The organism is Stenotrophomonas geniculata, from assembly GCF_034508895.1.
Taxonomy (GTDB): domain Bacteria; phylum Pseudomonadota; class Gammaproteobacteria; order Xanthomonadales; family Xanthomonadaceae; genus Stenotrophomonas; species Stenotrophomonas geniculata.
In genome coordinates this window covers 843,472-869,163 of sequence record NZ_CP140571.1, presented here as the reverse complement: position 1 = coordinate 869,163, position 25,692 = coordinate 843,472, and the positions used below count along the sequence as shown (strand labels likewise).

The window sequence follows — 25,692 nt, the reverse complement described above, 5'->3', positions numbered from 1 at the left end:
GACACCTCAACTGCAGTTGAGGTCAAGCAATGGTGTCCCAGGAACTGAGCGTTGGCGAAGTCTCCCAGCGCAGTGGCGTGGCGGTTTCGGCGCTGCATTTCTACGAGCGCAAGGGGCTGATCAGCAGCCTGCGCACCTCGGGCAACCAGCGTCGCTACAGCCGTGACGTGCTGCGACGGTTGGCCGTGATCCGTGTCGCGCAACGGGTGGGCATGCCACTGGAAGCCGTCGGCCGTGCCTTCGAAAGCCTGCCCGAGGGCCGCGCACCGACCAAGGCCGACTGGGCCAAGCTGTCCGCGCGCTGGCGCACCGAGTTGGAGGAGCGCATCCACATGCTGGAATTGCTGCGCGACGAACTGACCGGCTGCATCGGCTGTGGCTGCCTGTCGCTGCAGCGCTGCCGCCTGGCCAACCCCGGTGACGTCCTCGGCGAACGCGGCGACGGCCCGATGCGCTGGGAGTGACCCACGAAAACGGGACGGAGGGGATTATGTCGTTTGTGCATTAACGACTTAATCCCCTCCGTCCCCTTTTTTCTTACCAGACCGTGATCGTCTCGCCGCTCTGGATGCCTTCCACTGCACGCTGGAAGGCCAGCGCCGCGCGCTGCGCGCTCACGGCTTCGAAGCCCGGGAAGTAGGGGCCGTACGCCGCCATCGATTCGATCAGCACGTTCGGGCTGACCACGTTGATGCGCAGGCCGCGCGGCAGCAGTTCCAGTGCTGCCGCACGCACGAAGCCTTCCAGTGCGGCGTTCACGGCGGTGGCGTTGACGCCATCGCGGATCGGTTGGGCGCTGATGATGCCGCTGGTCAGGGTGATCGAACCGCCGGCGTTGAGGTGGTGCTGGGCGGCCAGTGCCAGCCGCACCTGCCCCAGCAGCTTGTCCTGCAGCCCGATGTTGAACTGTGCTGGCGTCATCTGCTGCAACGGGCCGAAGTGCACCGAGCCGGTGGTGGAGATCACCGCATCGACCGGGCCGGTACGCGCGAACAGTTCGGCGACGCTGGCGTCATCGGTCAGGTCCACGCGCAGTTCGCCGCTGCTGCGGCCGGCGGCGAGAATCTGATGCTGTTGGCCGAGCTGGCGGGCGACTGCCTGGCCGAGGGTGCCGCTGGCACCGACGAGGAGGATCTTCATGGCCGTTCCTTGCGTGAGGGAGTGAGCGCAGTCTGCGCCGTCACGGCGGGGTTGGGTAAGCGGCGTATGCTTCGCAGATTCCTAACTCTGGATTAGCAATGGATACCCTTCGCTGCATGCAGGCCTTTGTTGCCGTGGCCGAGCGCGGGAGCTTCGCAGGGGCTGCCGAACAGCTGCAGGTGTCGGCGGTGATGGTCGGCAAGTACATCCAGCAGCTGGAGGCGCACCTGGGCACCGCGTTGCTGCAACGGAACACCCGCCGCCAGCGCCTGACCGAAGCCGGCAGCGCCTACCTCGCTGGGTGCCGGCAGGTGCTGGAGCAGGTGCAGCAGGCCGAGGCCGACGTGGCCGGACTGCAGATACAGCCACGCGGGCTGCTGCGGGTCAGCGCACCCACCACCTGGGGCAGCTGCGTGCTGGCGCCACAACTGGCCGGCCTGCTGCGCGCGCAGCCGCAGTTGAACATCGAACTGGATCTGAGCAACCGCCGTGTGGATCTGATCGAGGACGGCTTCGACGTAGCGATCCGGGTCGGGCCACTGCCGTCGCAGGAAGTGGTGGCGCGGCCGCTGCCACCGTATGCGATGAGCCTGTGTGCGGCACCGTCCTACCTGCGCCGGCGCGGCACGCCGCGTACGCCCGCGGATCTGCAGGGGCATGATTGCCTGAGCCACCTGGCCTGGCGCGGTGGCCACGGCTGGCAGTTGGCCAATGGCGAACAGGTGGATTGGGAGGCGCGTCTGACCTGCAATGATGGGTTTGCGTTGCGCGAAGCGGCGGTCGCCGGCGCGGGGCTGGTGCTGCAGCCGACCGCATTGCTGGCCGGTGAGATCGCGGCAGGGCGGTTGAAGCCGCTGCTGCGCGACTACCTGCCCGAACCACGGCCGATGCACCTGATCTACCTGCCCGACCGCAGGCCGCGTCCGCGGTTGCAGTGCTTCGTCGATTTCGTCATGACCACATTGGGGCAATGAGCATCCACGCCAGGCGTGGATGACGGTGGGTGCCGACCGTTGGTCGGCACGCATCGGGATCAATCATTCGCCGCAGACAGTTCCTGCCCACGCACCTGTGCGGCACGCAGTGCGGTGTCCACCAGGGCCTCGAAGCCACCGGCCTGGAAGCTCTCGATCGCGGCCTGGGTGGTGCCATTCGGCGAGGTCACGCGGCGGCGAAGCTCGGCCGGGCTCTCACCGGCTTCATCAAGCATGCGCGAGGCACCCAGCAGGGTCTGCACCACCAGCGTGCGCGTGGCGTCGGCTGGCAGGCCCTGGGCAATACCCGCCGCTTCCATCGCTTCGGCCAGCAGGAACACATAGGCCGGGCCACTGCCGGATACAGCAGTCACTGAATCCATCAGCGCCTCGCTGTCGATCCACACGGTGCGGCCTGCGCTGGCCAGCACCTTCTCGGCCTGTGCGTGCTGCTGCGTGTCCACCGACGGGGTGGCGAACAGGCCGGTCACACCGGCGCCGAGCAGGGCCGGGGTGTTGGGCATCGCGCGCACTACCGGGAGGTTGCCGCCCAGCCAGCGTTCCAGCTGCGCGCTGGTGATACCGGCGGCAATCGACACCACCAACGGCTGGTTTGCCTGGGCCAGCGCCTGCAGCGACTGGCAGACCTCACGCAGCACCTGCGGCTTCACCGCCAGCAGCCAGGTGCTGCCCTGCGCAGCGGCATCAATCGCGTTGTCATGCACCTGCACACCGAAGTCGGCGGCCAGCGCCTGGCGCAGTTCGGCCACCGGTTCGGCGACGTGGATGTGCGCGGCGGGTGTGCCCTGGCGGATCAGGCCGGCGATCAGGCTGCGCGCCATGTTGCCGCCGCCGATGAAAGTGATGGAATCAGCTGCCATGGAAAGCTCCTTGGAAAGTCAGGCTGGGCGCGGGCGCGCGCCGAACAGTGCGGTACCGATCCGCACCAGGGTGGCACCCTCGGCGATGGCTTCGGCGTAGTCGCTGCTCATGCCCATCGACAGCGTGTCGATCTGCGTGTGCTGGGCAGCCAGCGACTGGAAAAGTGTGCGCATGCGCACGAATGCATCCCGACGGCGCTCGGCCTCGGGCCATGGCGCGGGAATCGCCATCAGTCCGCGCAGGCGCAGGGTGGGTTCGGCGGCAATTGCCACGGCCAGTGCATCCACTTCCTCCGGTGCACAGCCATGCTTGCTGGATTCGTCGTCGATGTTGACCTGGATCAGTACGTTCAGCGGGCCGCGCGCGGCCGGGCGATGGCGCGCAAGCGCCGTTACCAGCTTGGGCCGGTCCACGCTCTGTACCCAGTCGAAGTGGGTGGCCACGGCATCGGCCTTGTTCGACTGCAGGTGGCCGATCAGGTGCCACTCCAGCGCCAGGTGCTGCAGCGCCTGCATCTTGGCCAGCGCTTCCTGCACATAGTTTTCGCCGAAGGCATGCTGGCCCTGTGCGGCCAGCGCGGCCACGGCCTCGGCCGGCTGGGTCTTGGACACCGCCAGCAGGCGTGGATCGGGCCTGCCCGCGGCCTCGGCGGCGGCATGCAGGTTGCTCAGGATCTGGGGCAGGGGAGTGGCCACGTAACGCGTTCCGTTGAATCAGGAGGCTATACTGCCGCCCGGGGAAAGATCCTTCCAGTCGAAGCCGTTATTGGGGAGTAGCCGCTCATGGATATCGCCGAGCTGTTGGCGTTTTCCGTAAAGAACAAAGCGTCCGACCTGCACCTGTCCGCAGGCCTGCCGCCGATGATCCGCGTGGACGGCGACGTTCGCCGGATCAACATCCCAGCCCTGGACCACAAGCAGGTCCATGCGCTGGTGTACGACATCATGTCCGACAAGCAGCGCCGCGATTACGAGGAATTCCTCGAAGTGGACTTCTCCTTCGAGATTCCGTCGCTGGCGCGCTTCCGTGTGAACGCGTTCAACCAGAACCGCGGTGCCGGTGCGGTGTTCCGTACCATTCCGTCCGAGGTGCTCACCCTTGAGGACCTGGCCTGCCCGCCGTTGTTCCGCGAAGTGATCCAGCAGCCGCAGGGCCTGATCCTGGTGACCGGTCCGACCGGCTCGGGCAAGTCGACCACGCTGGCGGCGATGATCGACTACATCAACAAGAACGAATACGGCCACATCCTCACCGTCGAGGATCCGATCGAATTCGTGCATACCTCGCAGAAGTGCCTGATCAACCAGCGCGAAGTGCACCGCGATACGCATGGTTTCAACGAAGCACTGCGCTCGGCACTGCGTGAGGACCCGGACATCATCCTGGTCGGCGAACTTCGTGACCTGGAAACCATCCGCCTGGCACTGACCGCCGCGGAAACCGGCCACCTGGTGTTCGGCACCCTGCATACCAGCTCAGCGGCCAAGACCATCGATCGCATCATCGACGTGTTCCCGGCCGGCGAAAAGCCGATGGTGCGCTCGATGCTGTCCGAATCGCTGCGTGCCGTGATCTCGCAGGCGCTGCTGAAGAAGGTTGGTGGCGGTCGTACCGCTGCGTGGGAAATCATGGTCGGCACCCCGGCCATCCGCAACCTGATCCGTGAGGACAAGGTGGCGCAGATGTATTCGGCCATCCAGACCGGCCAGCAGTACGGCATGATGACCCTGGACCAGCACCTGCAGGACCTGGTCAAGCGCAGCCTGATCACCCGCAACCAGGCCCGCGACTACGCCAAGGACAAGCGCCTGTTCGAGTAAGGCGGGGCAGCCACGGGCGGCGCGTGCAATGGCACGGCCGCTCCGTGTTGTTTCCTCCACCGACCGTTACTTGGTAAACCGCTTTTCCGGGAGCCTGCCGTGAACACCACCGCGACCACCATCGATTTCACTTCGTTCCTCAAGCTGATGGCGCACCAGCGCGCCTCGGACCTGTTCATCACTGCGGGCATGCCGCCGGCGATGAAGGTCAACGGCAAGATCTCGCCGATCACGCAGACCCCGCTCACGCCGCAGCAGAGCCGCGACCTGGTCCTCAACGTGATGACCCCGGCGCAGCGCGAGGAATTCGAGAAGACCCACGAATGCAACTTCGCCATCGGCCTGTCCGGTGTCGGTCGTTTCCGCGTGAGCTGCTTCTACCAGCGCAACCAGGTGGGCATGGTGCTGCGTCGCATCGAGACGCGCATTCCGACCGTGGAAGAGTTGAGCCTGCCGCCGATCATCAAGACGCTGGCGATGACCAAGCGCGGCATCATCCTGTTCGTCGGTGCCACCGGCACCGGCAAGTCAACGTCGCTGGCGGCGATGATCGGTTACCGCAACCAGAACTCGACCGGCCACATCATCACCATCGAAGACCCGATCGAATTCGTGCACAAGCACGAGGGCTGCATCATCACCCAGCGTGAAGTCGGCATCGATACCGACAGCTGGGAAGCGGCGCTGAAGAACACCCTGCGCCAGGCGCCGGACGTGATCATGATCGGCGAAGTGCGTACCCGCGAAGGCATGGACCATGCCATCGCGTTCGCCGAAACCGGCCACCTGGTGCTGTGCACCCTGCATGCCAACAACGCCAACCAGGCGATGGACCGCATCGTCAACTTCTTCCCGGAAGACCGCCGCAACCAGCTGCTGATGGACCTGTCGCTGAATCTCAAAGGCGTGGTCGCTCAGCAGCTGATTCCTTCGCCCGATGGCCGCTCGCGCAAGGTGGCGATGGAGATCCTGCTGGGCACGCCGCTGGTGCAGGACTACATCCGCGATGGCGAGATCCACAAGCTGAAGGAAGTGATGAAGGACTCGGTCCAGCTGGGCATGAAGACCTTCGACCAGAGCCTGTTCGAGCTGTACCAGGCCGGTGAGATCAGCTACGAGGACGCACTGCGCTACGCCGATTCGCAGAACGAGGTGCGCCTGCGCATCAAGCTCAGCCAGGGCGGTGACGCGCGCACCCTGTCGCAGGGGCTGGATGGCGTGGAGATCTCCGAGATCCGGTGACCTGGCTGGCTTCGGTCGCGACCGGATTGATGAATTCCAGTCATGACCGACTGCCATGCAGTCGGTTCAATCCAGCGCCCCTGCAGGCGTATCGTCAGCGCTCCCCTCTCTGGAGCACGACGATGCAGACACGTGAACTCGGTCGCAGCGGCCTGAAGGTTTCTGCCCTGGGCCTGGGCTGCATGGGCCTGACCCATGCCTACGGCCAACCGGTCGAAACGGGCCAGGGCATTACCCTGCTGCACGCCGCCGTCGAGCGCGGCGTGACCTTCTTCGACACCGCCGAGGTGTACGGCCCGTACACCAACGAAGACCTGCTCGGCCAGGCCCTGGCACCCTACCGCGACAGGCTGGTGATCGCCACCAAGTTCGGCTTCAAGGATGCGCGCACCGATGCCGGCCTGGACAGCCGCCCGGAGAACATCCGTGCCGTGGCCGAAGCCAGCCTCAAGCGCCTGCGTACCGACCATATCGACCTGTTCTACCAGCACCGCGTCGACCCGAACGTGCCGATCGAGGACGTGGCCGGTACCGTGCGCGACCTGATCGCCGAGGGCAAGGTCGGCCACTTCGGGCTGTCCGAGGCCAGTGCCGCCACCGTGCGTCGCGCGCATGCAGTGCAGCCGGTCACCGCCGTGCAGAGCGAGTACTCGCTGTGGTGGCGGGAACCGGAGCGCGAGCTGCTGCCGACCCTGCAGGAACTGGGCATCGGCTTCGTGCCGTTCAGTCCGCTGGGCCGCGGCTTCCTGACCGGTGCGATCAACGCCGATACCACCTTCGACGCCAACGATTTCCGCAACACCGTGCCGCGTTTCGAAGTGGAAGCACGCCGCGCCAACCAGGCGCTGGTGGACCGCATCAGCACGATCGCGGCGGCGCGGGGAGCGACCCCGGCGCAGGTGGCCCTGGCCTGGCTGCTGGCGCAGGCACCGTGGATCGTGCCGATCCCGGGCACTACCAAGGTTCACCGCCTGGAAGAAAACTTGGGCGCGGCCAACCTGCAGCTGGCGCCGGAGGAATTGCAGCGCATCGCACAGGCGCTGGATGAAGTGTCGATCGTCGGCGAGCGCTACAACGCGCAGCGTGCGGCGCAGGCCAAGGGCTGACCACCCGGCGGGTGCGGACCGTTGGTCCGCACTCCTTGACCCTCACCCCATCGGCCCACGCAGCGCATCAAGCACCGTGCGCATCGCCACGGTGACGTGGCGGCGCGACGGGTAGTACGCGTAGTAGCCATCGAAGTGGGGGCACCAGTCGTCCAGCACCGACTGCAGCCGGCCATCGTCCAGCATCGGCTGCACCTGGTCTTCCGGCAGCCAGGCCAATCCGCTGCCGGCCAGCGCAGCGGCGCGGGTCATGCCCATGGTGTTGAAGGTCCACTGGCCGGTGACGCGCACGCTCAGTTCGTTGCCATCCTGGCCGAAATCCCACGGCATGAGCCCGCCATGCGTGGGCAGGCGCAGGGTCACGCAGTTGTGGCCTGCAAGCTCGTCCGGATGCCGTGGCACCACATGCTGGCGGAAGTAGCTGGGCGCGCCGACCACGCGCATGCGCAGCGGCGGGCTGATCGGCACAGCGACCATGTCGCGCGCCAGCCGCTCGCCGAGGCGGATGCCGATGTCGTAGCGCTCGGCCACGATGTCGGCCAGCCCGTAGTCGGCGGCCAGTTCCACCTTCAAATCCGGATACTGCTGCAGCAGCGGCGCCAGCCGTGGCCATGCGATGTACTCGGCGGCGTGGCCGGTGGCATTGATGCGGATGGTGCCGGCCGGGCGTTCGCGGTACTCGGCCAGCGCGGCCAACCCATCCTCGATCTCGGCCAGGCGCGGGCCCAGGGTATCGAGCAGGCGGGCCCCGGCTTCGGTGGTGGAGACGCTGCGGGTGGTGCGGGTCAGCAGGCGCACGCCGAGGCGCTGTTCCAGGCCGCGCATGGCATGGCTGAGCGCGGACTGGGATATGCCCAGCTGGGCGGCGGCCTTGGTGAAGCTGCCCTCGCGGGCAACGTGGACGAAGGCCTGCAGGTCGTTGAGATTTTCGCGGGGCATGACGGGATGATACGGCTCCCGGATTGAACGGATCCGTCGATTTCCGGCTCCCCGGTTCGTCGTACCGGTACATCCAATGCAAGGAGCTTCCGCATGAGCACTGACACCAAGCCCGAAGGCCCTGCCTCGTACTTCCCCTCCATCGAGAAGACCTACGGGCGGCCGGTGGCGCACTGGTTCGGCCTGCTGTCGAAAAAGAAGGGCCTCAAGCACATGGAACTGGTCAGCTTCCTGAAGAGCGAACACGGCCTGGGCCATGGGCACGCCAACGCGCTGGTGGCGCACCATCTGGCCGGCAAGGGGTGACCGGCGGCCGGCGGAGGGCGGGCTGGGGCGCATTCAGCTGAACGATTTCATCTGCAACTGTCATGCAGATCGTGTCTAATACCGCTCCCCACCTGCTGTTCCCCATCCGTATGTCCCTTCCCTCCCATGGCCCCGCGCCGTGCGACGACGCTGACGGCCACCTGGTCACCGCCGGTCCGCTGACCCCGCCGCCCGACAGCGCCGGTACCACCGCCGACGAAAAAGCGCTGCGCCACTCGATCGCCGAGGATGTGCAGGGCATGGTGCTGGCCACGATGGTGGCCTCGCTGGGCCTGGCCATCTTCGCCAAGAGTGGGCTGATGATCGGCGGCATGGCCGGCATGGCCTTCCTGCTGCATTACGCGCTGGACTGGAACTTCGGCGTGGTGTTCGTGCTGGTCAATCTGCCGTTCTACTGGGTGGCGGTGCGGCGCATGGGCTGGGAATTCACCCTGAAGACCTTCGCCGCGGTCACCGCCTGTGGCGTGCTGACCGACCTGCTGCCGCGCTGGATCGACTTCTCGCACATCCACCCGCTGTATTCGGCGATCGTCGGTGGCGCATTGTCCGGCCTGGGCATCCTGTTCTTCATCCGTCACCGTGCCAGCCTCGGCGGTATCGGCATACTGGCGGTGTACCTGCAGCGCACCCGTGGCTGGAGCGCGGGCAAGGTGCAGATGTCCTACGACGCCTGCCTGATGGTGGCCGCGTTCTTCGTGCTGTCGCCGTCGAAGGTGCTGTACTCGGCCATCGGCGCGGTGGTGCTCAGCCTGGTGCTGATGTTCAACCACCGCCCCGGCCGCTACATGGGCGTGTGATCGCGCTCTCCGCGTTCGCCGGGCATGGCCCGGCGCTACTACGTGGCGGTTCCGGTAGCGCCGGGCCATGCCCGGCGGCCGTCCTTCAACGTACGGCGGCCTGCAGCCACGGCGGCGACAGCGTCAGCAGCCGCGCATGCACCGGGCAATCCTCGGCGTGCGCGCCGGGCAGGTAGCCCAGGCTCATCAGGAATTCGCCGGTGATCTCGCCGCCGGTGAAGCGGAACGTCTTCTTGAACAGCTTCACCCAGTCGGCCTTGCTGAGCGGGTGATGCGCATCCAGCCACGCCGCGAAGCTGCCATGGCTGGCCCGCAGCTGCTGGATCACCTGCGCGTTGTGGATCGCCGCCAGCACCTTCAGCCGGTTGCGGATGATGCCCGCGTCCGATAGCAGGCGTTCGATGTCCTGCTCGGCATACGCTGCCACGCGGTCCACATCGAAGCTGTCATAGGCCGCGCGGAAACCCTCGCGCTTCTTCAGGATCGTTTCCCAGCTCAGCCCGGCCTGGTTGATCTCCAGTACCAGCCGCTCGAACAGTTCGCGCTCGTCACGCTGCGGGAAGCCGTATTCGTTGGCGTGGTAGTAGTCGTGCACCGGATGGCCCGGGGCGATGAGGCAGTAGCCGCTCATGGGGAAGACTCGTTGGATTCGGGTTCGGGATCGATGGCCAGCGCAGGGCGCCCGCCGATGGACAGCATCGGCCAGCGCGGCGGTTCGAGAGTGAGTTCGCCATCGCGCAGGGCCTGGTTGATCGCCTCGGCCTGGCCGCTGACGGTGCCGAACAGCGAACCGGCCCGGCGCCACCGGACATCCCTGCCACGTGCGTACAGCACGCAGTCGGGGCCACGGTGGGTGTACAGCTCGCACAGCAGCACTTCGCCGGTGCCATCGCCGTCCAGGTCGCGATGCACGATCAGGCAGTCGCGCTCGCTCTGGGCGCAGGATTCACCATTGATCGCGCGCGTGGCCAGTGCCTGCCACCAATCGTCCGGTGGCGAGCTGGATCCCTTGGCCAGCTTCAGCGCGCGCTGCAGGGCGACGACGTCCTGCGGCCCCTTGTCGAGGCGCTGTCCGTCGTCCCAGCGTGACGTGCGTGCCAGCGCTGCCGCGATCACCTGTGGCGCGTTGGCATCGGCGGTGATGGCCGGATCACGCTGCAGCTCGCGCAGCGCCTGCACGCCACGGCGCCCAAGATCGAAGCGCAGCACGTTGACGTCGCTGCTGGTGATCGCCGGCGGGTCCGCGCGCAGCCGCGCCAGCTGGCTGGACAGGGTCAGCCGCACCGGGTCCAGCAGCGGCGAGTTGCCCAGCAATGCCAGTGCCAGCACCGCCCAGCACATCCAGCGGTTGACCGGCTCCACCATCTGCAACCAGCGCCCCTGCCGGCGCAGCACCGCCAGCGCGTAGCCCACGGCATAACCGGCCACGGCCAACGCGACGAGTACTGCCCAGAACCGGTCCACGGTCCAGCCGTACTGCACCACGCGCAGGCCCAGCGCGTACAGTGCCAGCGCCGCGTAGACCGGCAGCGCCAGCAGGCTGGCTTCAACAAGGCGTCGCAGCAGCAGGGGGTAGGGGGCGCTGTCTTCCCCCTGCTGGTAGACCGCATTGGTGAACGTCACCAGCAACAGCGACAGCACAAGCAGCAGGCTGGCGGCCGAGCGGGTCTTCCACAGCGGCTCGAGCCCGGTGAGCGGCAGGCTCAGCACGAACAGCACCGCGATGAACGACAGCAGCGGCAGCAGCCCGCGGCAGATCGCGAACAGCACCTGGCGGGTGATCTGGATCGCGCGGTGCTGGGTGCGCCCGATCAGCACGCCGAACCCGGCCAGGCTGCCGGTGGCTAGCGCAATGAACGCGTCCTGCCGGAACAGGTCGCGGAAGAACGTCACCTCCAGCAGCTGGAACAGCGCCGCCCACAACCACAGCAGCAGCCAGGTCAGCCCGGTGAACAGCGCCGCCAGGGCCAGGGTCAGACCGTTCTGCCAGGCGCGCTCGAACAGCTCCGGATAGCTGGCGCGCCAATGCCCGTGCTGCAACTGGAACTGCCACCAGGGCAGGGCCACGAACACCGCCACCGCCATGCCCAGGGTCAGCGGGAACTGCAGCGCGCCCGACTCCAGCGCGGTCTCGCCGTTGAGGTTCCAGCCGATCCAGGCGGCCAACGCCAGCACCACCACCGAGCCGAGCACCGCCTGCAGCCACAGGCGGCGCTGGCCCAGCTCGACCAGGCTCAATGCCACTGCGCTGGGGATGGCCAGCACCCAGGCGTACCAGCAGTAGCGCCAGCCGATATCGCGGAACGGCCAGGCATCGGACAGTTCCTGCGCGGCATACAGCATCAGACCCTGCAGCAGGGCGATCAGGACGATGGCGCTGCGTGCCGGCAGGGTCAGGGGCGATGAAGACTGCATCGATGACCTTCCATGGCAAAGCACCATCCTAGCCCATCGCGGTTCGGCGCCATCGCGCGACCATCCCGCCCCCAGCAGGTAGAATGGGCCCATGCCTGTAACGCCGACCTCCCTTGCCGATCACCTGCTCGTCGCGCTGCCGTCGCTGCTCGACGCGACCTTTGCCCGCAGCGTCGCGCTGATCTGCCAGCACGACGAGAACGGCGCAATGGGCGTGCTGGTCAACCAGCCTTCCGAGTACACGCTGGGTGAAGTGCTTGCACAGATGGACATCACCACCGGTGATGGCGACCTGCAGGCGCGCATGGTGCTTAACGGCGGCCCGGTGCATCCGGAGCGCGGCTTCGTCATCCATGACGACGCGCGGGCGTGGGATTCCAGCCTGACCGTGGGCGACGGCCTGTACCTGACCACCTCGCGCGACATCCTCGAAGCGATGGCGCGCGGCGAAGGCCCGGCCAATGCCGTGGTCACCCTTGGCTGTGCCGGTTGGGGCGCAGGGCAGCTGGAAAGCGAGCTGTCCGAGAACAGCTGGCTGACGGTGCCGGCCGATGCCGAACTGGTGTTCCAGCTGCCGCTGGAGCAGCGCTGGCAGGGTGCGGCCTCGCGTATCGGCGTGGACCTGTTCCGGCTGACGGATTACAGCGGCCATGTCTGAGCCGGTCGCGCCCGCACCGGTTCCTGCCCCGGCGATCCGCCGTGATGGCACCGTTCTGGGTTTCGATGTCGGCTCGCGACGGATCGGCGTGGCTATCGGCAGTGCCTTCGCCGCGCATGCGCGCGCGGTGGCCGTGGTCGATGTGCACGGCAACGGCCCGGACTGGACCGCGATCGAGCGCCTGCTCAAGGAATGGAAGCCCGATGGCCTGGTGGTCGGCGACCCGCTGACCCTGGACGGCCAGGACCAGCCCAACCGCAAGCGTGCGCAGGGCTTCGCCCGCCAGCTGCGGGAACGTTTCAAGCTGCCGGTGGTGATGATCGACGAGCGTTCCAGCTCGCTCGAGGCCGCCCGCCGCTTCGCCGTCGAGCGCGCCGAAGGGCGCAAGCGCCGCCGCGATGCGGCCGCCCTCGATGCCGTGGCCGCGGCGGTGATCATCGACCGCTGGCTGTCGTCCCCCGACGACGCCACCCCCATTCCCTGACTGCCCGACACCGCCATGACCGCCCAGCAAATCGATGCCTCCGGACGCCTGCGCCACCTGCTGACCCTGGAGGGCCTGCCGCGCGAGACCTTGCTGCAGCTGCTCGACCGGGCAGGGCAGATCCGCGATGCCGCGGTCGGTCGCGTCGGCAACAAGCGCCACGTGCTGGCCGGTTCTGCGGTGTGCACGCTGTTCTTCGAACCGTCCACGCGCACCCGCAGCTCGTTCCAGCTGGCCGCGCAGCGCCTGGGCGCCGATGTGCTCAATTTCGATGCCTCGACCTCGTCCACGCGCAAGGGCGAAACCGCCTGCGACACGCTGCGCAACCTGGAAGCGATGGGCGTGCGCGGCTTCGTGGTGCGGCACCCCGATGATGGCGCCGTGGCCGCACTGGCCGAGGCGGCGGGCGAGGGCACTGCACTGATCAACGCCGGTGACGGCCGCAGTTCGCACCCGACCCAGGGCCTGCTGGACATGCTGACCCTGCGCCAGGCCAAGGGCCCGGATTTCTCGAAGTTGAAGGTGGTGATCGTCGGCGACGTGAAGCACTCGCGTGTGGCCCGCACCGACCTGCATGCGCTGCGCACGCTGGGCGTAGGCGAGATCCGCGTCTGCGGCCCGCAGTCGCTGCTGCCGGACGACGAGACCCTGAAGGGCTGCGTGGTCGGCGATGATTTCGACGCGATGCTGGAAGGCGTCGACGCGCTGATGATGCTGCGCCTGCAGCGCGAGCGCATGGAAGAAGGCCTGGTGCCGTCGCTGGAGCAGTATCACACGCAGTACGGCCTGACCACCGAGCGCCTGGCCCGCGCCGGCAAGGATGCGGCGGTGCTGCACCCGGGCCCGATCAACCGCGGCGTGGAAGTGACCGACGAAGTGGCCGACGGCCCGCAGTCGTGGGTACTGCGCCAGGTCGCCAACGGGGTCGCCGTGCGCATGGCCGTGCTGGAAACCCTGCTGGGCTGATCCCCGCTTGGTAGGCGCCAACCTTGGTTGGCGCTGTTGTTCTGGTGGGTGCCAACCTTGGTTGGCACTGCCCTACCCGGGCGAAGGTGATTTCCCGATATTCAGGGAACATGCGCCCGCCCATGCTCTTCTGCATGAACAGCGCCCGCCTCCTGCTAGGCCGTCACTCCACTATTGGCCAGAGCTACATCCTCACAACGAACGTGCATGGCCGGGCGGCACTGTTCGCCAACGACGACGTTGCGGATACCGCCATGCAGGAGTTCCGGCGTCTGGATCTGGAAGGTCTGACCCATTCGATTGCCTACGTGGTCATGCCGGATCACATCCACTGGTTGATGCAACTGCGCGCGGCATCGCTCGACGTTGTCATGAAGCGCTTCAAGTCGCGTACGGCCGTGCACGCAAACAGGGTACTGGGCAGGGGGGGGCGCTTCTGGCAGTCCTGCTATCACGATCATGCAATCCGCTCTGATGAATCGCTGTTCCGGCACGCGATGTATGTGATGGCGAATCCGATCAGGGTGGGGCTGGCAACGCAACTTGGCCAGTACCCGCATGCGTGGTGTCAGTGAGAACTCGAAGGTTCTGCCAAGGCGGAGTTCATGGGGGCGGACAGATAGTGCCAACCAAGGTTGGCACCCACCGAAACCAGGATCCAACCAGGATAGACAGCCACTGGAGCCAGGATCCAACCCTGGTGGGCAGCTACCGGAAGCTGTGGCTCAGCGCTTCTGCGCGAACAGCCACGCCCACATTGCCGGGTCCGCATAGGTGGCATCCCAGGCGTTGTGGTTGCCGTCGGGGTACTCGGTATAGCGCACGTCACGTGCAGCGGCGCTCTGGAAGGCGGCGTGCAGCCTGCGGTCGTCGTCCGGCGGCACGACGTCGTCCAGCGCGCCGTGGAAGATCCAGATCGGCGTGTGCCGCAGGCGCTGCGCGATCACGGCATACGGATCGGTTTCCTGGGCGACCTGCTCGACGAACAGGGTTGGGCGCTTCGCGCGTGGTGCAAGTACCGCGCCGCACACGGGGACGATCGCGGCAAAGCGGCGCGGGTCGTCCAGCGCGATGTTCCAGCTGCCGTAGCCGCCCATCGACATGCCAGTCAGGTACTGCCGTGCCGGGTCGGCGCCGAATTCGGCGATCGTGGCGTCCAGTGCGGCCACTGCCGCACGGTTGTTGCGGCCGCTCCATTCCTCATGGCCCGGTACCTGTGGGAACACCACCAGGGCGGGGAAGTCGGGATGCTCGCGCAGGTAAGGCCCCAGCCCGGCGTAGGTCTGCTTGACGCCATCGGCACCGCGCTCGCCGGAGCCGTGCAGGAACAGGATGACCGGGAGGTGGGTGGAAGCGGCGGCCTGCACGCCGGTCGGAATGAACACCTGATAGTAGACGGTCTCCCCCTCCACCTTCACCGCACGTGCCTCGAAGCGACCACGCGCGCTGTCCGGCAGCGAAGTGCAACCGCTCATCACCAGAAGGGCCAGCAGTGGCAGCCAGCGCGACATCGAACGGACCATGGGAATTCCCGAAGCGGCAGGTATGGCCGCATCGTAGTCCGCCGCACGTCAATGAGGCATCGTGCGCCGCGTCACTGCGGACGCGGGAAACTGGCGATGATGTCCAACTGCTCCTGTGCCTCGGCGTTGCCTTCGGCGGCAGCTGCCTGCACCTGTGCCATGTCCGGATGCAGCACCACCAGCAGCGGATTCTCGCAGACCGGGCAGTCGTACTCGGTGGCGTCCTCGTCCAGCTCCATCTCCATGGCACGCGAGCTGCCCTTCCATTCGCAGGCCGGGCAGGTGTGCTGCTGGTCGCGCCAGCCGGGCTGGAAATAGTTTTCGATCGTTGTTGCCATGGGTGTTCCCGTTGGGTGGGGTCAGCGCCCCGCGTGGCGGGGCCCGATCCTTGATGCGGTCAGTGCAGCAGCACCAGGGTGGCCAGGCCGAGGAAAGTGAAGAAGCCCATCGAGTCGGTCACGGCGGTCAGGAAGATGCCACTGGCCAGCGCCGGATCGAAGCCGAAGCGCTTCAGTGTGAGCGGCACCAGCACGCCGGCCAGCGCTGCGAACAGCAGGTTGCAGGTCAGCGCGATGGCGATCACCGCAGACAGACCGGGTGAATGGAACCAGGCCAATACGATCAGGCCCAGCACCGAGCCGAGCATCACACCGTTCAACAGCGCAACCCGGACCTCCTTCCACAACAGGGTGCGCGCGTTGGAGGCGCCCACCTGGCCCAGCGCCAGGCCGCGCACCATCAGCGCCAGCACCTGGGTACCGGCGTTGCCACCGAGGCCGGCAACGATCGGCATCAGCACCGCCAGCGCCACCAGCTTGTCGATGGTGCCCTCGAAGTGGCCGACCACGCTGGAGGCCAGGAACGCCGTGCACAGGTTGACCGACAGCCACATCAAGCGGCGGCGCATGGCGCGCCAGACCGGGCTGAACAGATCTTCGTCCTCGTCCAGGCCGGCGGCGCCCAGCGCCTGGTGCTCGGCCTGTCCACGGATGATGTCGACCACGTCATCGATGGTGATGCGGCCGACCAGGATGTTGTTGTCGTCCACCACCGGCGCCGAGATCCAGTCATGGTCGGAGAACTGGCGGGCGACCTCCTGGTCGCTTTCGCCGACATCGATCGCCGGCTGCTCGTCGTCGATCAGGCGGTTGATCGGGGTGGTGTCCTCGTGGGTCACCAGTGCCGCCAGCGACACCCGGCCGAGGTATTGATGGCGCCGGCTGACCACGAACAGGTGGTCGGTGTGGTCGGGCAGTTCGCCTCGCAGGCGCAGGTAGCGCAGCACCACGTCGACGTTGACGTCGGCGCGCACGGTCACCACGTCCGGGTTCATCAGGCGCCCGGCACTGTCCTCGGGGTAGGACAGCACCTGCTCCAGGCGCTCGCGGTTCTCGCGGTCCATCGACTTGAGGACTTCGTCGATGACCGTGTCCGGCAGGTCTTCGACCAGGTCGGCCAGGTCGTCGATGTCCAGGTCTTCGACCGCGGCGATGATTTCGTCCGGGTCCATGTCCGCGAGCAGGCTCTCGCGCACGTCGTCGCCGACGTGGACCAGCACCTCGCCGTCATCTTCCGGATCGACCAGGCCCCACACCACCTCGCGCTTGCCCGGCGGCAACGATTCGAGCAGGTTGCCGATCTCGGCCGGGGCCAGGGTGTTGACCAGGCGGCGCACCGGGCCCAGCCGACCGCTGTCCAGTGCGTCGGACAGCATCCGCAGTTGGCGTGCAGTCTTGTCGTGGCGTACAGCTTCAGCCATCGCAGCTCCCGCGGGATAAGAAAAGCCGCGATCCCGGCAAGGATGCGGCAACAGGGGTGTTCAGCGCGTCATTATCGCAAGGGGATGTTTCAACGCATAGCCGCCACGCATGGCGGCCGATGGTAGTGCCGGCCGCTGGCCGGCAACCTCACGGACCTCGATGGCGGCGATTGCCGGCCAGCGGCCGGCACTGCCCTTGGCGCTCAGGCCGTTTCGGCCACCAGCGCCAGCCAGCGCTCGATGGCGCGGCGGTCGCGTGCGGCCAGCAGCTTCGGTGCGCGCGCACGCAGCGTGGCCAGGTCGGCCTCGCGGATCGCGCGGCGCACCTCCAGCAGTGTGCCGGGGTGCAGGCTGAACTCGCTCAGGCCCAGCGCCAGCAGCAGCGGCGTCATCCGCGCATCACCGGCCATCTCACCGCAGACCGCCACCGGGATGCGATGCCGCGCACCGGTCTCGATCACCATCTGCAGCAGCCGCAGCACGGCCGGATGCAGTGGCGAATACAGCTCGCCCAGTGCCTCGTTGTTGCGGTCGGCGGCCAGCAGGTACTGCACCAGGTCGTTGGTGCCGATCGACAGGAAGTCGACCAGGTCGATGAAGCTCTCCAGTGCCAACGCCGCAGCGGGCACCTCGATCATCGCCCCCAGTGGCACATGGTCGGACACCATGTGACCTTCGCCACGCAGCTGTTCGGTCAGCTTGAGCATGCGCCGGCGCACCGCCAGCAGTTCCTCGCGGGTGCTGACCATCGGCACCAGCACGCGCAGCTTGCCGTAGGCCGAGGCCCGCAGGATCGCGCGCAGCTGGGTGTCGGCCACCTTCGGCCGTGCCAGCGACAGGCGCACGCCGCGCAGTCCCAAGGCCGGGTTCTCTTCATTGCTCAGGGTCAGGCCGGTACGGTCGGCCTTGTCCGCGCCCAGATCGAGCGTGCGGATGGTGACCGGTCGCCCGCTCATGCCCAATGCGGCATCGCGGTAGGTCTGGAACTGTTCTTCTTCGTCCGGCAGCTCGTTGCGCTGCAGGAACAGGAATTCGGTGCGGTACAGGCCCAGTCCCTGCGCGCCCAGCGCATGTGCCTGGGTGACGTCCTCCAGCGATTCGGCATTGGCCAGCAGCGCGATGTCGACCTGGTCGCGGGTACGGCTGGGCTTGCTGCGCAGGCGGCCGAGCTCGCGCTGCTCGCGCGCATGCTCTTTCAGGCGCGCGCGGTAGTCGCGCAGGTTGTCGGCCTGCGGGTTGGCGGTGATGCTGCCGTCGGCGCCATCGATGATCAGCACGTCGCCATCGGCGATGCGGCTGAGCAGCTGCGGCACGTTGACGATCAGGGGCAGGTGCAGGCTGCGCGCCAAGATGGCGCTGTGCGACAGCGCGCTGCCGGCGGCGGTGACGATGCCGACCACGCCCTGCGCCTGCAGTTGCGCCAGCTCGGACGGGGCGATGTTGTCGCAGACCAGGATCTCCCCGGCCAGGCCCTTCATCACCGGCGGCCGTTCGGGCTGCAGGAATGCGTGGATGCGGCCGATCACATGGTCCAGGTCGTCCATGCGGCTCTTCAGATAGGCATCGTCCATGCCATCGAAGACCTTGGCCAGGCGGTCACGCTGCAGGCGCAGTGCATAGCCGGCGCTGTAGGGGCCGCTGCGGATCAGTTCGTCCAGCCCGAACAACAGCTCGGGATCGTCCAGCAGCAGGGCATGCAGGTCGAGGAACTCGCCCACTTCCTGGTTCAAGGCGCCATGCAGGCGCTGGCGCAGCTCGTGCATTTCCGTGCGCGCGGCATCCACCGCCCGGTGCAGGCGGGCCAGTTCGGCCTCGATCTGATGGGCGGCGATGCGCTGCTCGGCCACTTCCAGCGCATGCGGCAGGCGCACCCGTGCCCGGCCCATCGCCGCGCCACGGGCAGCACCGTGCCCGGCCAGCAGCTGTACCGGCCGCTGGCTGGAAGGGACCTGGGCGGCACGCGCGCGCGGCACGCTCAGCTGTCCTCGTCGAAGCGGCGTTCGAACAGGCCGACCACCGCTTCCATCGCGGCGGCTTCGTCCTCGCCGTTGATGCGCACCGTGACCGGGGTGCCCTGGCCGGCGGCCAGCAGCATCACGCCCATGATGCTCTTGGCGTTGATCTCACGGCCCTTGGCGGCCATGGTCACGTTGCAGCGGAACGGCGCCAGGGTCTGCACCAGTTTGGCGGTGGCCCGGGCATGCAGGCCCAGGCGGTTGCTCACGGTGAGTTCTCGTTCAAGCATCGTCGACTATCGCTCCATTACGGGTACCCGCCGCGGCTGTGGCGGGCAGTTGATCCAGTCCCTGTTCCGGATAATTCATCACCCGCAGCAACATCGGCAGGCTCAGCGCCGACACCCGGCGAACCGGGGTCCCCAGACGGGCCAGCTGCCCGGCAAGGTTGGCGGGGCTGGCGCCGTACAGGTCGGTCAGGATCAGCACACCTTCACCGCCATCGACCCGCCGCAGAGCGGCCGAGGCAAGCGGGAGAAGAGCATCCAGGTCTGCGTCGAACGGTACTTCGAAAGCTTCGGTTTTCAGCGGCAACTGCCGCAGGAGCCGGGTCGCCACGTCAAGCAGGGCGGTCCCGACCCCGGGATGTGTTACGAGGAGAATGCCACAGGTCATTACTGCACGTTAACAGGTCAAGGTGAATTGGCGATAGCAGCAGGAGAGGGGCACTGTGTCCCGTATTCAGTGTTGCCAGGGTCAGAGCCCTTTTCCCCTGGAAAAGGGATCCGACCCCATGCGTTTTTCGATGCCTGACCGGGACTCATCCACGCATGGCGTGGATCTACCGTGTCGACCAAGGTCGACACCCACCAACAGCACACGGAATCTGTCAGAGGCGGGGCGGTGTGGGCAGGCAGGACCGTTGGCGCCATGGATGGCGCCATCGAGCCCCCAGGGGTGAGGGCGCTTTGCTTGCGAAGCACTGCTTCGCAAGCGCCCGAACGCCCAGCCGCCAGCGGCTGGGCCGGACCGCGGAGCGGGGTTCACGGCGTGTCCTGCCTGCCCACATCGCCCCGCCATCCCACGGAATGCCGCTTTTGCTTTTGCTTTTGCTGTTGCCGGCCAGCGGCCGGCACTACCGGCGGGTGCCGGGCGCAGCCCGGCCGACCCCCTCAATCCTGTTCGCGGTGGTACGTCGCCACGTCTTCCCAGCCCATCTCGCGGGCATGCCGGGCCAGGCGCTCGGCCAGGAACACCGACCGGTGCTTGCCGCCGGTGCAGCCGAACGCCACGGTCACGTAGCTGCGGGTGCCATCCCCCAGCTTCGGCAGCCAGGTATCGAGGAAATCCATCAGCTGGGCCAGGTAGCGCTGCACGTCCGGCTGCGCTTCCAGGTAGTCACGCACGCCAGGCTCACGGCCGCTGAGCGCGCGCAGGTCCGGGTCCCAGTGTGGATTGGGCAGCACCCGCGCGTCGAACACGAAGTCCGCTTCGGCCGGCACGCCGCGCTTGTAGGCAAACGATTCGAACAGCAGCGACAGGCCGGTGGCATGGTCCATCGTGAACTCGGTGATGATCCGCCGCCGCAGCTGATGCACGTTGAGGTTGCTGGTATCGATCACCGCATCGGCCTCGCGGCGCAGCGGTGCGGTCAGCTCGCGCTCGCGGGCGATCGCTTCGGGCAGCGACAGGCCCAGCTGGCTCAGCGGATGGCGACGGCGGGTGTCGGCATAGCGCTTGAGCACCGTTTCATCGCTGGCCTCGAAGAACAGCACCTTCACTTCCACGCCGGCGTCGGTGGCCAGCTGCCGCCAGTCGCCCAGCTGGCTCAGGTCGGCCTGGCCGCGCACGTCGATGCCCACCGCCAGCCGACGCGGCGCGCTGCCGTCGTGGTTGGCCAGCAGGCTGCGCACGAAGTCAGGCAGCAGGTGGATCGGCAGGTTGTCCGAGCAGTAGTAGTCCTGGTCCTCGAAGGTCTTCAGGGCGACGGATTTACCCGAGCCGGACAGGCCGCTGACGATGATCAGGGTCGGGGCGGAGGGGGTTGCGGTGCTCATGGACAGGCTCTTCGAAGGGCAGGGGAATCAGGGCGTTCGCCGTTCCAGCAGGTTGCTGTGGCGGGCGATGAACATCGCCGCCGGGTCGATGCCCTTGGTACGCAGGATATGCAGGCGGGTGGCGGCTTCGGTCAGCACGGCCAGGTTACGGCCAGGCATCACCGGCAGGGTGATCAGCGGAACATCCAGGTCCAGCACATGGCGGGTGCCTGAGTCGCCGGTCAGGCGCTCGTAGCCATGCGGGGTGGGTTCGGTCATCGGCTTGGTCAGGTGGACGATCAGCCGAAGGTACTTGTTCTTCTTTACAGCTGTGTCGCCGAACATCTCGCGCACGTTCAGTACGCCCAGGCCGCGCACTTCCAGCAGGTCCTGCAGCAGCTCGGGGCAGGTGCCGTCGAGTACGTCGGGCGCGATCTGGGTGAATTCGGGGGCATCGTCGGCGACCAGGCGATGGCCACGGCTGAGCAGTTCCAGCGCCAGCTCGCTCTTGCCCGATCCGGCCTCGCCGGTGATCAGCACGCCGATCGAGTAGATCTCCATGAACACGCCATGCAGGATCACCCGCGGCGCCAGCGTACGCGCCAGGTGGTAGGACAGGTGGTTGAGCAGTTCGTGGCCGCGCTTGGGCGACAGCCACAGCGGCGTGCCGGATTCATCCGCGGCGGCACGCAGGTCTTCCGGGCACGCCTGGTTGCGGGTCAGCACCAGCGCCAGCGGGTGCGACTGCATGATCTTTTCGATGGTCTCCCAACGCTGGCGCGGTTCCAGCGCATCCAGCCAGGACAGTTCCTCGGTGCCCAGGATCTGCACCTTGTTGGGATAGATGGCGTTGAGGTAGCCGGCCAGCGAGGGGCGCCGCGAGACCGTGTTGCCGGCCTCCAGCTCGCGCTTCTCGCCGGACTTGCCGGCAGCCCAGCGCAGCCCCAGCCGCTCGCGCTGCTGTTCGAACAGTTCACGGGCGGTGATGCTGGTATTCATGCGGCGCTCGCAGGTGGGGTCATGTCCAGCGCCTCGCGCAGGGCCCGGGCATCGCCCGCTTCGCGCAGGGCCTGGCGGATGTCCGGCGCGGAGAACAGCTCGGCCAGCTCGGACAGCAGCATCAGGTGCTGGTGGGTGTAGTGGGCGGGGACGGCCATGGCGAACACCAGGTCCACCGGCTCGTCGCCGCCGAAGTCGACCGGGGTGGCCAACCGCAGCAGGGCGCCGCGGGGGCGGTCCAGGGTTGGCGCGCGGCCGTGGGGAATGGCGATGCCGTGACCGATCACGGTGCTGCCCAGCGCTTCGCGCTGGCACAGGTTCAGATAGATCTGTTCGGCGTTGGCCTGGCGGCAGGCCAGCAACCCGGCGGCGGCCTGCAGGACGCTGTCGCGGTCGGTGGCCGTGCAGAGCTGGGTCTGCACGGCCGCCAGGAGGTCAGTCAGGGGCATGTCTGCGGGGAACGGTGGCGATCAGCCACCATTGTCGCCCACCGGCAGCGGCGCGTGCTGCTGTTTTTTCTCCTTGTGCTTGATCACCAGGCGGTCAAGCTTGTCCGCAAGCAGGTCGATCGCGGCATACATGGTCTGGGCATTGGCCTCGGCGTGCAGGGTCTGGCCGGGAATGTTGAGGCTGGCGTCGACGTGGTGTTCGGTCTTCTGCAGCTTGAGGGTCACCCGCGCTTCGCAGTGCTGGTCGAAGTGTTTGCCGATCCGGGCCAGCTTCTCCTCTACATAGGACTGCAGGGCCGGGGTGACTTCGACATCTTTGCCAAACGTTTCGATGCGCATCGGGTTTCTCCTGTGTTCGGATGTGCCAATGAACCTCTCCGCCGGGCGCGGCGGCGCGTCAAGCGATTCTGACCCTTTCGTGCGAGGCGGAAATGTTCATGGCTTCACGATACTTCGCCACGGTGCGCCGCGCTACTGGAATTCCCGATGATTTGAGCAGGTCAGCCAGCTTGGCGTCAGAAAGCGGCTTGCGCGGGTTCTCGTCGTCGATCAGGCGCCGGATCATCGCCTGGATGGCGGTGCTGGACGCCTCGCCGCCGCCCTCGGTATCGATGCCGGAGGCAAAGAAGGCGCGCAGCGGCAGGGTGCCTCGCGGGGTACGCACGTGCTTGCGGGCGATCGCGCGCGAGACCGTGGATTCGTGCAGGCCGAGCTCGGCGGCGATCTCGCGCAGGGTCAGTGGACGCAGCGCCTGCTCACCGAATTCAAGGAAGCCGGCCTGCTGCAGGATCAGGCTGCGCACGACGCGCAGCAGGGTTTCGCCACGCTGCTGCAGCCCTTTCAGCAGCCAGCGCGCTTCCTGCAGCTGGGCACGCAGGTAGCCGGCATCGGCGTCGCCACAGCGTCGGATCAGCTGTTCGTAGCCGCGGTGGATCACCACCTTCGGCCCGGCATGCGCGGCCAGCGCCGCGCGCCACACGCCGTTCTGCCGCCACACCACCACGTCCGGCACCACATAGGTGTCCTGCGACAGCGGTGCGATCTGCGTGCCCGGGCGCGGGTCCAGCGAGCGCAGCAGCGCCACGGCAGTCTCGACCTCGTCCAGCGGCTGCTTCAACTCATGGGCAAGCCCGGCGACGCCGCTGCGCGGCAACCGTTCCAAGGGGCCTGCGGCAATCTGCCGCGCCAGGATCAGGCCGGGCGTGTCGCCGGCCAGCACATCCAGCTGCAGCAGCAGGCATTCGCCCAGCGTGCGTGCAGCCACACCCACCGGATCGAAGCGCTGGATGCGATGCAGCACGGCGAGGATCTCGTCCTCGTCGGCGTGGATCGCCGGCAACAGGGTTTCAGCGATGGTGGCCAGCGGCTCGCGCAGGTACCCGTCGTCGTCCAATGCATCGATCAGTGCCGCGCCGATGCTGCGATCACGCGAGGACAGATGCGACAGATGCAGCTGCCACAGCAGATGGTCGGCCAGTGTTTCGGTTTCGGCTACGCGCTCGGCAGCGCTGCCGTTGTCGTCGTCATCGTCGAAGCTGCCACCGCTGCCGGCCGCGCTCCAGTCCAGTTCGGCCGGCGCCCAATCGTCACCGGCATCGGTGCGTTCTGCGGGGGCATCACTGTCGTTGCCATCGCCGGCTTCGTTGGCGGTACTGCTGCTGTCACTACTGTCGGCCCAGTCCAGCAGTGGATTGCTTTCCACCGCCTGCGCGATTTCCAGCTCCAGCTCGGTGGTGGACATCTGCAGCAGCTTGATCGCCTGCTGCAACTGGGGCGTGAGCACCAGTTGCTGTCCCAACGATGTCTGCAGCCGAGTCTTCATGCCTGTGCCGAAAGGAAGGGAAGGAACCCGGCGACTGCTTCACAGCTTGAAGGAATCCCCGAGGTAGACGCGACGCACGTCGGCGTTGTCCAGGATCGCTTCCGGCGAACCCTGGGCCAGCACGCTGCCCTCGGCGAGGATATACGCGCGGTCGCAGATACCCAAGGTCTCGCGCACGTTGTGGTCGGTGATCAGCACGCCGATGCCACGCTGCTTGAGATGGGTGACGATGCGCTGGATCTCGCCGACCGAAATCGGGTCGACACCGGCGAACGGTTCGTCGAGCAGGATCAGGCGCGGCTGCGCGGCCAGTGCGCGGGCGATCTCGCAGCGGCGACGTTCGCCACCGGACAGGCTGGCACCGAGCTGGTCGGCGACGTGGCCCAGCTGCAGTTCATCGAGCAGGCTGTTCAATTCGCGTTCGCGGCCCTTCGAATCGAGGTCCTCGCGCAGTTCCAGCACCAGGCGGATGTTGTCGGCCACGGTCAGCTTGCGGAACACCGACGGTTCCTGCGGCAGATAGCCCACGCCCTGCTTGGCGCGGGTGTACATCGGGTCACCGGTGATGTCCTTGCCATCGAGCACGATGCTGCCAGCGTCAGCCGCAACCAGGCCGACGATCATGTAGAAACAGGTGGTCTTGCCGGCGCCGTTGGGGCCGAGCAGGCCGACCACTTCACCGGCGTCGAGGGTCAACCCGAAGTCCTTGACCACTTCGCGCTGCTTGTACTTCTTGCGCAGGCCCTTGGCGACGAGCATTACTTCCTGCTCCCGGCCGGCTGCGCCGGCGTGGTGGCCTTGGGCTGTGCCGCAGGCGCGGCCGGGGTCTTGTTCTTCGGCGGGATGACGGTGCGCACGCGGCTGCCGTCGCCACCGGAGTTCATCTCGCCGGTGCGGGTGTTGTAGACCATGCGCTGGCCGGCATTGGTGCCGCGCGCGCTGGTGACCTTGTAGTTGCCGGTCAGGGTGATGATCTCGGTCTTGATGTCGTAATCGATGCGATCAGCCAGCGCGTCCATCCAGGTGCCGTCATCGAGCTGCTGCTTCATCTTGGCCTGCTTGCCGGTGAACACCACGCGCACGGCCTCGCCGTCCTTGAGGTAGATCTCGGCCTCGGACGAGCGCAGGTCCAGCGTGCCCTGGGTGATGATCACGCCCTGCGACAGCACGGTCTTGCCGTCGCCGGTGAGCATGCCCGACTGGGCGCCGGAATCGATGTGCATGTCTTCGTTGCGGTCGGTGGACTTGGCGAAGGCGGCGCTGGGGACAAGAAGACCAAGCGCGAGTACGGCGGCAAAGGGAATCTTCATCGGGGTCCGTTCTACCGGTGAGGGCCTCCCGGGCGGGCCGGGGGCGGGCGGATGGGGCTGCCGGCCCTGCGCCTGTCCGGAGACGTCGC

General features: G+C 67.2%; 30 protein-coding genes. 11 read left to right on the top strand and 19 right to left on the bottom strand.

Features of this window, described 5'->3' with window-relative positions:
• The first annotated feature begins 29 nt into the window (after positions 1-29).
• Positions 30-464 carry a redox-sensitive transcriptional activator SoxR gene (gene soxR, locus RI032_RS04135; protein ID WP_019336938.1) on the top strand — a complete coding sequence of 145 codons (435 nt, stop codon included), beginning with the start codon at positions 30-32 and terminating at the stop codon, positions 462-464.
• A gap of 73 nt (positions 465-537) precedes the next feature.
• Here the strand turns inward: soxR and RI032_RS04130 are convergent, their stop codons facing one another.
• On the bottom strand, positions 538-1,140 hold the full coding sequence (locus RI032_RS04130) for a short chain dehydrogenase (protein ID WP_010483701.1): 603 nt from the start codon (positions 1,138-1,140) through the stop codon (positions 538-540).
• A gap of 98 nt (positions 1,141-1,238) precedes the next feature.
• Between RI032_RS04130 and RI032_RS04125 the strand changes: the two genes are divergently transcribed.
• On the top strand, positions 1,239-2,114 hold the full coding sequence (locus tag RI032_RS04125) for a LysR family transcriptional regulator (protein WP_057503301.1): 876 nt from the start codon (positions 1,239-1,241) through the stop codon (positions 2,112-2,114).
• Between the two features lie 59 nt (positions 2,115-2,173).
• On the opposite strand, the gene proC is transcribed toward RI032_RS04125, so the two are convergent.
• On the bottom strand, positions 2,174-2,995 hold the full coding sequence (gene proC, locus RI032_RS04120) for a pyrroline-5-carboxylate reductase (RefSeq protein WP_322547899.1): 822 nt from the start codon (positions 2,993-2,995) through the stop codon (positions 2,174-2,176).
• Positions 2,996-3,013: 18 nt separating this feature from the next.
• Complete coding sequence (locus RI032_RS04115) at positions 3,014-3,691, bottom strand: YggS family pyridoxal phosphate-dependent enzyme (protein ID WP_228355123.1); 678 nt, start codon at positions 3,689-3,691, stop codon at positions 3,014-3,016.
• Positions 3,692-3,778: 87 nt separating this feature from the next.
• Between RI032_RS04115 and RI032_RS04110 the strand changes: the two genes are divergently transcribed.
• The 3 genes from RI032_RS04110 to RI032_RS04100 all read left to right on the top strand — a co-directional run bounded on the left by RI032_RS04110 (position 3,779) and on the right by RI032_RS04100 (position 7,164).
• A complete protein-coding gene (locus RI032_RS04110) occupies positions 3,779-4,816 on the top strand; it encodes a type IV pilus twitching motility protein PilT (protein WP_006422551.1) in 1,038 nt (345 codons plus the stop codon).
• Between the two features lie 147 nt (positions 4,817-4,963).
• Positions 4,964-6,058 (top strand): PilT/PilU family type 4a pilus ATPase, encoded by a 1,095-nt coding sequence (locus RI032_RS04105; RefSeq protein WP_049410297.1) that lies wholly within the window; start codon positions 4,964-4,966, stop codon positions 6,056-6,058.
• A gap of 122 nt (positions 6,059-6,180) precedes the next feature.
• On the top strand, positions 6,181-7,164 hold the full coding sequence (locus RI032_RS04100; protein ID WP_164191942.1) for an aldo/keto reductase: 984 nt from the start codon (positions 6,181-6,183) through the stop codon (positions 7,162-7,164).
• A 42-nt stretch (positions 7,165-7,206) separates the two neighbouring features.
• On the opposite strand, the gene RI032_RS04095 is transcribed toward RI032_RS04100, so the two are convergent.
• Complete coding sequence (locus RI032_RS04095) at positions 7,207-8,103, bottom strand: LysR family transcriptional regulator (RefSeq protein ID WP_043398312.1); 897 nt, start codon at positions 8,101-8,103, stop codon at positions 7,207-7,209.
• A 93-nt stretch (positions 8,104-8,196) separates the two neighbouring features.
• On the opposite strand from RI032_RS04095, the gene RI032_RS04090 reads away from it, so the two are divergent.
• Together RI032_RS04090 and RI032_RS04085 are read left to right on the top strand one after the other, a co-directional pair.
• Positions 8,197-8,409, top strand: a complete 213-nt coding sequence (locus RI032_RS04090) for a DUF4287 domain-containing protein (protein ID WP_049410257.1) — start codon at positions 8,197-8,199, stop codon at positions 8,407-8,409.
• Positions 8,410-8,519: 110 nt separating this feature from the next.
• Entirely contained in the window at positions 8,520-9,227 is a 708-nt protein-coding gene (locus tag RI032_RS04085; RefSeq protein WP_029379885.1) for a YitT family protein, read from the top strand.
• Between the two features lie 85 nt (positions 9,228-9,312).
• On the opposite strand, the gene RI032_RS04080 is transcribed toward RI032_RS04085, so the two are convergent.
• Together RI032_RS04080 and RI032_RS04075 are read right to left on the bottom strand one after the other, a co-directional pair.
• The gene (locus RI032_RS04080; RefSeq protein ID WP_071306280.1) at positions 9,313-9,858 is read right to left on the bottom strand and encodes a DNA-3-methyladenine glycosylase I; all 546 of its coding nucleotides are present in this window, start codon (positions 9,856-9,858) and stop codon (positions 9,313-9,315) included.
• Entirely contained in the window at positions 9,855-11,642 is a 1,788-nt protein-coding gene (locus RI032_RS04075) for a DUF4153 domain-containing protein (protein WP_322547898.1), read from the bottom strand. Before RI032_RS04075 ends, RI032_RS04080 begins: the two co-directional genes overlap by 4 nt.
• A 91-nt stretch (positions 11,643-11,733) precedes the next feature.
• On the opposite strand from RI032_RS04075, the gene RI032_RS04070 reads away from it, so the two are divergent.
• The 4 genes from RI032_RS04070 to RI032_RS04055 all read left to right on the top strand — a co-directional run bounded on the left by RI032_RS04070 (position 11,734) and on the right by RI032_RS04055 (position 14,325).
• Positions 11,734-12,300: a YqgE/AlgH family protein gene (locus RI032_RS04070; protein WP_005408377.1), complete on the top strand. Its 567-nt coding sequence runs from the start codon at positions 11,734-11,736 to the stop codon at positions 12,298-12,300.
• Positions 12,293-12,784: a Holliday junction resolvase RuvX gene (gene ruvX / locus RI032_RS04065; RefSeq protein ID WP_322547897.1), complete on the top strand. Its 492-nt coding sequence runs from the start codon at positions 12,293-12,295 to the stop codon at positions 12,782-12,784. Before RI032_RS04070 ends, ruvX begins: the two co-directional genes overlap by 8 nt.
• A gap of 15 nt (positions 12,785-12,799) precedes the next feature.
• Entirely contained in the window at positions 12,800-13,750 is a 951-nt protein-coding gene (locus tag RI032_RS04060) for an aspartate carbamoyltransferase catalytic subunit (protein ID WP_019337122.1), read from the top strand.
• A 134-nt stretch (positions 13,751-13,884) separates the two neighbouring features.
• A complete protein-coding gene (locus RI032_RS04055; protein WP_134958875.1) occupies positions 13,885-14,325 on the top strand; it encodes an REP-associated tyrosine transposase in 441 nt (146 codons plus the stop codon).
• A gap of 150 nt (positions 14,326-14,475) precedes the next feature.
• On the opposite strand, the gene RI032_RS04050 is transcribed toward RI032_RS04055, so the two are convergent.
• The 13 genes from RI032_RS04050 to lptA all read right to left on the bottom strand — a co-directional run bounded on the left by RI032_RS04050 (position 14,476) and on the right by lptA (position 25,603).
• Complete coding sequence (locus RI032_RS04050) at positions 14,476-15,273, bottom strand: carboxylesterase family protein (RefSeq protein ID WP_322547896.1); 798 nt, start codon at positions 15,271-15,273, stop codon at positions 14,476-14,478.
• Between the two features lie 71 nt (positions 15,274-15,344).
• On the bottom strand, positions 15,345-15,611 hold the full coding sequence (locus RI032_RS04045; protein WP_010483664.1) for a hypothetical protein: 267 nt from the start codon (positions 15,609-15,611) through the stop codon (positions 15,345-15,347).
• Positions 15,612-15,670: 59 nt separating this feature from the next.
• On the bottom strand, positions 15,671-17,032 hold the full coding sequence (gene mgtE, locus RI032_RS04040) for a magnesium transporter (protein ID WP_010483662.1): 1,362 nt from the start codon (positions 17,030-17,032) through the stop codon (positions 15,671-15,673).
• 203 nt (positions 17,033-17,235) lie between these two features.
• Entirely contained in the window at positions 17,236-19,005 is a 1,770-nt protein-coding gene (gene ptsP, locus RI032_RS04035) for a phosphoenolpyruvate--protein phosphotransferase (protein WP_010483659.1), read from the bottom strand.
• 2 nt (positions 19,006-19,007) lie between these two features.
• The gene (locus RI032_RS04030; protein ID WP_005408385.1) at positions 19,008-19,277 is read right to left on the bottom strand and encodes an HPr family phosphocarrier protein; all 270 of its coding nucleotides are present in this window, start codon (positions 19,275-19,277) and stop codon (positions 19,008-19,010) included.
• Positions 19,270-19,662, bottom strand: coding sequence for a PTS sugar transporter subunit IIA (locus tag RI032_RS04025; protein WP_010483657.1), 393 nt, complete (start codon positions 19,660-19,662; stop codon positions 19,270-19,272). Before RI032_RS04025 ends, RI032_RS04030 begins: the two co-directional genes overlap by 8 nt.
• A gap of 497 nt (positions 19,663-20,159) precedes the next feature.
• Positions 20,160-21,044, bottom strand: coding sequence for an RNase adapter RapZ (rapZ, locus tag RI032_RS04020; RefSeq protein WP_010483655.1), 885 nt, complete (start codon positions 21,042-21,044; stop codon positions 20,160-20,162).
• A gap of 27 nt (positions 21,045-21,071) precedes the next feature.
• Positions 21,072-22,022, bottom strand: coding sequence for an HPr(Ser) kinase/phosphatase (hprK, locus tag RI032_RS04015; RefSeq protein WP_005408388.1), 951 nt, complete (start codon positions 22,020-22,022; stop codon positions 21,072-21,074).
• Entirely contained in the window at positions 22,019-22,471 is a 453-nt protein-coding gene (locus tag RI032_RS04010; protein WP_010483653.1) for a PTS sugar transporter subunit IIA, read from the bottom strand. The genes hprK and RI032_RS04010 overlap by 4 nt, the downstream gene beginning before the upstream one ends.
• 21 nt (positions 22,472-22,492) lie before the next feature.
• On the bottom strand, positions 22,493-22,810 hold the full coding sequence (hpf, locus tag RI032_RS04005) for a ribosome hibernation-promoting factor, HPF/YfiA family (protein ID WP_004147311.1): 318 nt from the start codon (positions 22,808-22,810) through the stop codon (positions 22,493-22,495).
• Between the two features lie 58 nt (positions 22,811-22,868).
• Complete coding sequence (locus tag RI032_RS04000) at positions 22,869-24,293, bottom strand: RNA polymerase factor sigma-54 (RefSeq protein ID WP_134958584.1); 1,425 nt, start codon at positions 24,291-24,293, stop codon at positions 22,869-22,871.
• Between the two features lie 39 nt (positions 24,294-24,332).
• The gene (gene lptB, locus RI032_RS03995) at positions 24,333-25,052 is read right to left on the bottom strand and encodes an LPS export ABC transporter ATP-binding protein (protein WP_010483646.1); all 720 of its coding nucleotides are present in this window, start codon (positions 25,050-25,052) and stop codon (positions 24,333-24,335) included.
• Complete coding sequence (lptA, locus tag RI032_RS03990) at positions 25,052-25,603, bottom strand: lipopolysaccharide transport periplasmic protein LptA (RefSeq protein ID WP_005408392.1); 552 nt, start codon at positions 25,601-25,603, stop codon at positions 25,052-25,054. Before lptA ends, lptB begins: the two co-directional genes overlap by 1 nt.
• Positions 25,604-25,692 lie beyond the last annotated feature (89 nt).